At 73.3% G+C, this 7129-nt stretch carries 7 protein-coding genes and 1 pseudogene; 2 read left to right on the top strand and 6 right to left on the bottom strand.

The features are described 5' to 3' along the window. A pseudogene (locus AC5LUJ_RS05970) lies at positions 1 to 323 on the top strand (phospho-sugar mutase); the annotation flags it as partial. A gap of 107 nt (positions 324 to 430) precedes the next feature. On the opposite strand, the gene upp reads toward AC5LUJ_RS05970, so the two are convergent. Beyond that, positions 431 to 1054, bottom strand: a complete 624-nt coding sequence (upp, locus tag AC5LUJ_RS05965; RefSeq protein WP_250284559.1) for a uracil phosphoribosyltransferase — start codon at positions 1052 to 1054, stop codon at positions 431 to 433. A gap of 90 nt (positions 1055 to 1144) precedes the next feature. Here upp and deoC point away from each other — a divergent pair, with 90 nt between their 5' ends. Then, positions 1145 to 1927, top strand: coding sequence for a deoxyribose-phosphate aldolase (deoC, locus tag AC5LUJ_RS05960; RefSeq protein ID WP_493464592.1), 783 nt, complete (start codon positions 1145 to 1147; stop codon positions 1925 to 1927). A 166-nt stretch (positions 1928 to 2093) separates the two neighbouring features. Here the strand turns inward: deoC and AC5LUJ_RS05955 are convergent, their stop codons facing one another. From AC5LUJ_RS05955 to AC5LUJ_RS05935, 5 genes are all read right to left on the bottom strand, one after another. Continuing rightward, positions 2094 to 2597, bottom strand: a complete 504-nt coding sequence (locus AC5LUJ_RS05955) for a hypothetical protein (protein ID WP_250284562.1) — start codon at positions 2595 to 2597, stop codon at positions 2094 to 2096. 105 nt (positions 2598 to 2702) lie between these two features. Then, the gene (locus tag AC5LUJ_RS05950) at positions 2703 to 3317 is read right to left on the bottom strand and encodes a DNA-3-methyladenine glycosylase I (RefSeq protein WP_445548267.1); all 615 of its coding nucleotides are present in this window, start codon (positions 3315 to 3317) and stop codon (positions 2703 to 2705) included. 193 nt (positions 3318 to 3510) lie between these two features. Then, positions 3511 to 4608, bottom strand: coding sequence for an adenosine deaminase (locus AC5LUJ_RS05945; RefSeq protein ID WP_250284563.1), 1098 nt, complete (start codon positions 4606 to 4608; stop codon positions 3511 to 3513). A gap of 406 nt (positions 4609 to 5014) precedes the next feature. Next, on the bottom strand, positions 5015 to 6298 hold the full coding sequence (locus AC5LUJ_RS05940) for a thymidine phosphorylase (RefSeq protein ID WP_250284564.1): 1284 nt from the start codon (positions 6296 to 6298) through the stop codon (positions 5015 to 5017). Next, complete coding sequence (locus tag AC5LUJ_RS05935; protein WP_250284565.1) at positions 6295 to 6837, bottom strand: cytidine deaminase; 543 nt, start codon at positions 6835 to 6837, stop codon at positions 6295 to 6297. The genes AC5LUJ_RS05940 and AC5LUJ_RS05935 overlap by 4 nt, the downstream gene beginning before the upstream one ends. Between the last annotated feature and the right edge of the window lie 292 nt (positions 6838 to 7129).

The raw sequence follows: 7129 nt of genomic DNA, 5'->3' as shown, positions 1-7129 counted from the left end.
CCCCGGTCCCGGCCGCCGCACCTGCACCGGTCCCGACCGCCGAACCCGAACCCGCCCCGGCCGCCGAACCCGTGCCGTCTACGCCCGGCCAGGCGGCCGGTGCCGTCCCACCAGCTGATGTGATCATTTTTCGGCTGACGGACGGTGGACGGGTGGTCGTTCGTCCCAGCGGCACCGAACCGAAGATCAAGGCCTATCTGGAGGTGGCCGTCCCGGTCGAGCCCACGGCGGACGCCGACGGCCTCGCACGCGCCCGCCGCGAGGCGGACACCCGCCTGGCCACGCTCCGCGCCACCGTCCACCATCTGCTCCTCGGCCCCTGAACGGAGAAGATCGGCGATTGTTTGTCGTTGTGTACGCTTTTTCGCCCGAAAACCGTACACAACGACAAACAATTGACGATCATGCGCCGCTGGTGGGCGGCTCGGAGTCAGACGGCGCCGAACTGGCGGTCGCCGGCGTCGCCGAGGCCGGGGACGATGAAGGCGTTGTCGTCGAGCCGTTCGTCGATACAGGCGGTGACGATCCGGACGTCGAAGCCGCCCGCGTCCAGCGCGGCGACCCCTTCGGGGGCGGCGAGTACGCAGACCAGAACCATGCCGGTAGCGCCGCGGCCGGCCAGCAGGTTCAGGCAGTGCGCGGCCGATCCGCCGGTGGCGAGCATCGGGTCGAGCAGCAGCACGGGATAGTCGGTGAGGCTCGCCGGCAGTGACTCCAGGTAGGCGTGGGGCTGGAAGGTCCGCTCGTCCCGGGCCAGGCCGACGAAGCCGGTCCGGGCCTCGGGCAGCAGGCCGAGGGCCGCCTCCAGCATCCCCAGCCCCGCCCGCAGGACCGGCACGACGATCGGCGCCATGGCCAGCCTGCTGCCCACCGCCGGGGTGAGCGGGGTGGCCACGGCGTGGCGGACCGTCGGCAGCTCCCGGGCGGCCTCGTAGATCAGCATCGTGGACAGCTCCCGCAGCGCCGCGCGGAACACCGGTGGCTGCGTCCCCTTGTCGCGCAGCATGGTCAGCCGCGCGGCCACCAGCGGATGTTCGACGACGTCGACCCGCACAACTGCCTCCCGCCGTCCGAGGACCCTCACCTGGCCCGCTGGAACTCCGGCTGCCACCACACCCGTACCGCACCCGTAATGATGGACGCTATGACGAGCTTCCCAGCCGGAGCGGACCGTCCCGCCGGAACCGGTGGAACCGGCGCGACGGTGCCGGGCCCTCCCGCTCCCCCACGCCGGGCCGAACTCGCCCGGATGATCGATCACACCCTGCTGCACCCCGAGGCGACCGGGGAGGAGATCCTCGCGCTGTGCGGCGAGGCCACCGAGCTGGGCGTCGGCGCGGTGTGTGTCGCGCCCACCCACGTCTACCTGGCTGCCGCCGCGGCCCGCCGGGGCCGGCCGAAGGACGAGCGGGCGGCGGCGGACGACCCGGCGTTCGCCGTGGCCTCGGTGGTCGGGTTCCCGCACGGCACCCATCTGACCATGGTCAAGGCGCAGGAGGCCCGCCGGGCCGTGGCCGACGGCGCGGACGAGATCGACCTGGTGATCGACCTGGCCTGCGCGATGGAGGAGAACTGGCGGTCGATCGAGACCGAGATCACCGAGGTACGGCTGGCCGTCCCGCCGCACGTGATCCTCAAAGTGATCATCGAGAGCGCGCTGCTGCCGGACGCCGGCATCGCGGCGGCCTGCCGGGCCGCGGAGGCCGGCGGGGCGGAGTTCGTGAAGACGTCGACGGGCTTCCATCCGGCGGGCGGGGCGAGCCTGCGGGCGGTGCGGGCGATGGCGGCGGCGGTCGGTGGACGGCTCGGGATCAAGGCCAGCGGGGGCATCCGTACCGCCGAGCAGGCGCTCGCCCTCGTCGGCGCCGGCGCGACCAGGCTGGGCATGTCCGCCACCCGGGACGTGCTCGCCGCTGTCCCGGAGTAGCGCCGACGTCCCAAGCAACGCCGGTGCCCCAAGCAACGCCGACGTCCCAAGCAACGCCGGTGCCCCAAGCAACGCCGGTGCCCCAAGCAACGCCGACGTCCCGGCGTAGCGCCGGTGCCCCGAACAGCGCCGGTGCCCCGAACAGCGCCGGTGCCCGCGGCGACGTCTACCGCTGGGCGGAGAGGGCCTTCTTCGCGGCGGTGAGGAACTTGTTGCCGGCCGTGGCCAGTTCGGCGGACTCGGCGCTGGCCTGGTGCTCCCAGGCGCCGTAGGTGTCGCCGGCGCGGTAGCCCCGCAGCACATCGGTCAGGCGGTGCATGCACTCGATGGCGTCGTCGTAGTGACGGGTGACCGGGGCGGTCGGGCCGAACCTGACACGCAGCCGCCCGTAGGCGGTCCGGGCCATTTCGTTCGCGTGGTTCCGGCGCTTCAGATATTCTTTCGCCTCGTCGTCGCCGTCCATTATCCCCCGGGACCACAGTGAAATACAGTAGGCGGTGACCAGTTGGGACCGGGTCAGCTGCTCGGCGGCGAAGTCCAGCACGTCACGGCATTCCTTCTGGACGGCGAGACGATGCGAGCGCCGTGTTTCCATACGGCCGGAGAAGGCGCTGATCCCCGGCGCGCCGATGCCGGTGACGACAACACTGACAATCGCAAGTAGCATCACGTCCGACATGATCAGCCATGCTAGCGGAGCGGCCCGGTTCGTCTGGTTCGCGCGGCGCGGCCTGGAGCACGGGCCGGCCCGCCGGCACCGGCGGCGCGGGGGCGGTCACCCCCGTAAGCTCCTGACCGCGCAGGCCGCAAGGTGGTCGTTGACCAGACCACACGCCTGCATCAGCGCATACGCTGTCGTGGGGCCGACAAAGACGAAGCCATGGGATTTCAGTTCCCGGGCCAGCGCCGCCGACTCGGCCGTGGTCGCCGGCAGGTCCGCCGTTACCAGCGGCACCGCCGTGGTCACGGGCCGGAACGACCAGATTAGTTCCTCGAACGACCCGTCCAGCGCCAGCAGCGCCCGGGCGTTGGTGATTGTCGCGAGAATCTTCCGGCGGTTGCGGATGATTCCCGCGTCCGCCGCCAGCCGTTCGACGTCGGCCGGGCCGAAAGCCGCGACGGCCACCGGGTCGAAATCCGCGAACGCGGCCCGGAAGGCGTCCCGTTTACGCAGGACGGTGAGCCAGGAAAGACCGGACTGGAACGCCTCCAGGCTGAGCCGCTCGAAAAGCCCGGCCCGGTCGCGGACCGGGCGCCCCCACTCGTCGTCGTGATAGGAGATGTATTCCGGCGCGGACAGCGCCCACGGGCAGCGCGGGCGCCCGTCCGGCCCGGCCACGGCACCGCCGGGGGCCCCGGCCCGCCCGGAGCCGGCGTCCGGACCGGCCAGGCCATCCGGGCCGTCCGGGCTATCCGGGCCGTCCGGGCTATCCAGAACGGTCAGGCTATCCGGGCCGTCCGGGCTGTCCGGGCTATCCGGACCGTCCGGAAAGGTCAGGCCGGCCAGGCCATCCGGGGCGGCCAGGCCGGCCGGGGCGGCCAGGCCATCCGGGGCGGCCGGGCCGGCCGCGGCGAGCGGCGGGTCACCCATCGCCGCACACCGGCGCGAACCCAGGCTTGATCACGTCGTTGATGAGCGCCAGCCGCTGGTCGAACGGGATGAACGCCGACTTCATCGCGTTCACCGTCAGCCACCGGATGTCCGGCCATCCGTACCCGAAGGCGTCCACCAGCGCGGCGAACTCGCTCGACAGCGTCACCCCGCTCATCAGCCGGTTGTCGGTGTTGACCGTCACCCGGAAGTGCAGGCCGCGCAGCAGGCCGATCGGATGCTCGGCGATGCTCGCGCACACGCCCGTGTCCACGTTGGACGTCGGGCACATCTCCAGCGGCACCCGGACGTCCCGGACATAGTTGGCCAGCTGCCCGAGGGCCGCGTTCGCGTCGGTGTCGACAGTGATGTCGTCGGTGACCCGGACGCCGTGGCCGAGCCGGTCGGCGTTGCACCACTGCAGGGCCTCCCAGATGGACGGCAGCCCGAACGCCTCCCCGGCGTGGATCGTGTAGTGGCCGTTGGCCCGCTGCATGTACTGGAACGCGTCGAGGTGGCGGGTCGGCGGGTATCCCGCCTCGGCTCCGGCGATGTCGAAACCGACAACCCCTCTGTCCCGCCACCGGACGGCGGCCTCGGCGATCTCCAGCGAGCGGGCCGCGTGACGCATCGCGGTCAGCAGCGCGCGGATCTTCAGCCCGGTACCGGCCGACCCGGCCCGGAAGCCGTCGATGACGGCCTCGATCACCGCGTCGAGCGCCAGCCCCCGCTCGACGTGCAGTTCGGGGGCGAAACGGACCTCGGCGTAGACGATGCCGTCGGCGGCGAGATCCTCGGCGCACTCGCGGGCGACCCGGGCGAGCGCGCCCGGGGTCTGCATCACCCCGACGGTGTGGCTGAACGTCTCCAGGTAGCGCACGAGCGACCCGCTGTGGGCGCCGCCGCGGAACCAGGTCGCGAGCTTGTCCACGTCGGCGGTGGGCAGCCCGCCGTAGCCCACCTCGTCCGCGAGCTCGACGACGGTCGCCGGCCGCAGCCCACCGTCGAGATGGTCGTGCAGCAGCACCTTGGGCACCCGCCGGATGGCCTCCAGCGTGGGCGGGGACGGCACGGACACGGACACGGTCATCGTCCGAAGATATATCCGAAGGCACGGCCGTCTTACCCGGTTCCCGCGCCCGGTCGGCGAGCCGGACGGAGGATCCGTCGGCGGAGCCCCGCCAGAGAAGATCCATTCATGGATTGCCCGGGAGAACCCCCCGGAAAGAAACAAAGCGGATAATACACCGTGAAAATATCCGTCGACGGAAATCAGCGACAGGAATCAGCGGCGAAAATCATCGGTGGGCATCCGGGATGCCGGTGGCCGGCATCCGCCAGCCGGCGCCCGCGGGTGGACGCCTACCGGTGGGCTCTACCGGTGGACGCCTATGCGCAGGCTGCCTATGCGCAGGCTGTAGGGCAGCCGGGCGGCTCCGGGCTACCGGTAGGCCCCACCGGTGGACGCCTACCGGGGGCCCTCCAGTAGGCAGGCCCTACGGGTGGACGTGGTCGAGGACGAGCGGCTGGACGGGCGGCGGGGTGTCCGCGATCTCGACGGCGTCGGTGAGGGCCGCCCGGGCGGTGGCCAGCCGGGCCGGGTCGTCGGTGTGCAGCTCCAGCAGCGGCGCCCCGGCGACGACCCGCTCGCCGATGCCGGCGGACCACCGCACGCCCGCGGCCACCGACACCTCGTCGTCCTGGCGCGCCCGGCCCGCCCCCAGCCGCCAGGCCGCCAGGCCGACGGCGCGCGCGTCCAGCCGGCGCAGGAAGCCGGTCGCGGGCGCGGGCACCGTTTCGACGTGCCGGGCCATGGGCAGGGGCGCGTCCGGGTCGCCGCCCTGCGCGGTGACCATCCGTCGCCACACGTCGTGCGCCCGGCCCGCCGCGAGGACGTCCGCCGGATCCGGGCCGCCGGCCAGCCCGGCGAGGGCGAGCATCCGTCTGGCCAGCGTGACCGTCACCTCGACCAGGTCTGCCGGGCCGCCACCGCGCAGGGCCGCCACCGCCTCGTCGACCTCGAGCGCGTTGCCGGCGGTCCGCCCCAGCGGGGTGTCCATGCCGGTCAGCAGCGCCTCCGTGCGCATCCCGGCCGCGTCACCCAGGGTGACCATGTTCTCGGCCAGCTCCCGGGCCGGCGCCTGGGCCGTCATGAAGGCGCCCGAGCCGACCTTGACGTCCAGCACCAGCGCGGACGTCCCCTCGGCGATCTTCTTGCTCATGATCGACGAGGCGATCAGCGGGATCGACTCGACCGTGCCGGTCACGTCCCGCAGCGCGTACAGCTTCCGGTCCGCCGGGGCCAGGCCGGCGCCCGCGGCGGCGATGACCCCGCCGACGTCGGTGAGCACCGAACGCATCCGCTCAGGCGTCAGCGAGGCCCGCCAGCCGGGGATGGCCGCCATCTTGTCCAGCGTCCCGCCGGTGTGGCCGAGCCCGCGGCCGGCGAGCTGCGGCACCGCCGCGCCGCAGGCCGCCACCAGCGGCACCAGGACCAGCGAGACCTTGTCACCGACACCGCCGGTGGAGTGCTTGTCCACGGTCGGGCGGCCGAGCCCGGACAGGTCGAGCCGTTCGCCGCTGGCGACCATCGCCGCGGTCCACCGGGACAGCTCCGCCGGCCGCATGCCGCGCCACACCACGGCCATCAGATAGGCCGCCATCTGCTCGTCGGGGACAGCGCCCGCCGTGTAGGAGCTGATCAGCCAGTCCACGGCCGCGTCGGGCAGGCTGCCGCCGTCCCGTTTCGTCCGGATCAGGTCGACGACGTGAAAAGTCACGGAAAGCCACCGCCATCCCGTCCTGCGCGGGCGTCCTGGCCGGTGGCGGTGGCGGTGGCTGTGCCGGCACCGGCACCGGCACCGGCACCGGTGGCGTGGGCGACGGGCGGTGGCGGCAGGTCGGCGGGGCCGAAGGCGTCCGGCAGCAGCTCCGCCAGCCGACGCGGGTCACCGGCCGTCGCCACCAGGAGGTCCGGGCCACCGTGCTCGTACAGCAGCTGCCGGCACCGGCCGCAGGGCAGCAGCGGCGCGCCGGCGCCGTCCACGCAGGCGAACGCCACCAGCCGGCCGCCGCCGGCGGTGTGCAGTGCCCCTACCAGCACACACTCGGCACACAGCGTGAGGCCGTAGGAGGCGTTCTCGACGTTGCAGCCCACGACCAGCCTGCCGTCGTCCACCATGGCGGCGGCACCGACGCGCAGCCGTGAGTACGGGGCGTACGCACGGGTCGCCACCCGGGCGGCCTCGGCCCGCAGCCGTCGCCAGTCGACGGCATCCACCGTGGGCACGCCCGCGGGGCCAGCCGTGATGCCGTCCACGGGGCCGATCACAGGACCCGCCCCGGCGCCGGCCGCGGGACCCCAGCCTCAGGAGCGCTTCCCGCGGCCATGCGACACCTCCCGAAGGCCCGGACCCGTCCCGGGCGACAGCGCACAGCCCAGCATGCCCGACCCGGACGCCCCGGAAGCCGGCTTCCGGCCGCGCGGAGAAACAGGCGGAGAAACAGATGCCGAGGCAGGCAGGCCGCCCGGGAACAGCCGGGCTCCCCGGCCGCGCGGGAAACCCGGTCGCCGGTGCCGGCCCGCCGGTCACAGCGCTCCCGGTGCCGGG

The sequence above is a fragment of the Protofrankia sp. CiP1_Cm_nod3 genome (genome assembly GCF_982290655.1).
The sequence above is the reverse complement of the archived record's forward strand: the minus strand, read 5'-3'. Positions and strand labels throughout refer to the sequence as shown.

What these genes read in the sequence shown, in the direction of transcription:
- deoC (WP_493464592.1), top strand. Translation starts at nt 1,145, where the DNA reads ATGACGAGCTTCCCAGCCGGAGCGGACCGTCCCGCCGGAACCGGTGGA.
- AC5LUJ_RS05945 (WP_250284563.1), bottom strand. Translation starts at nt 4,608, where the DNA reads ATGACCGTGTCCGTGTCCGTGCCGTCCCCGCCCACGCTGGAGGCCATC.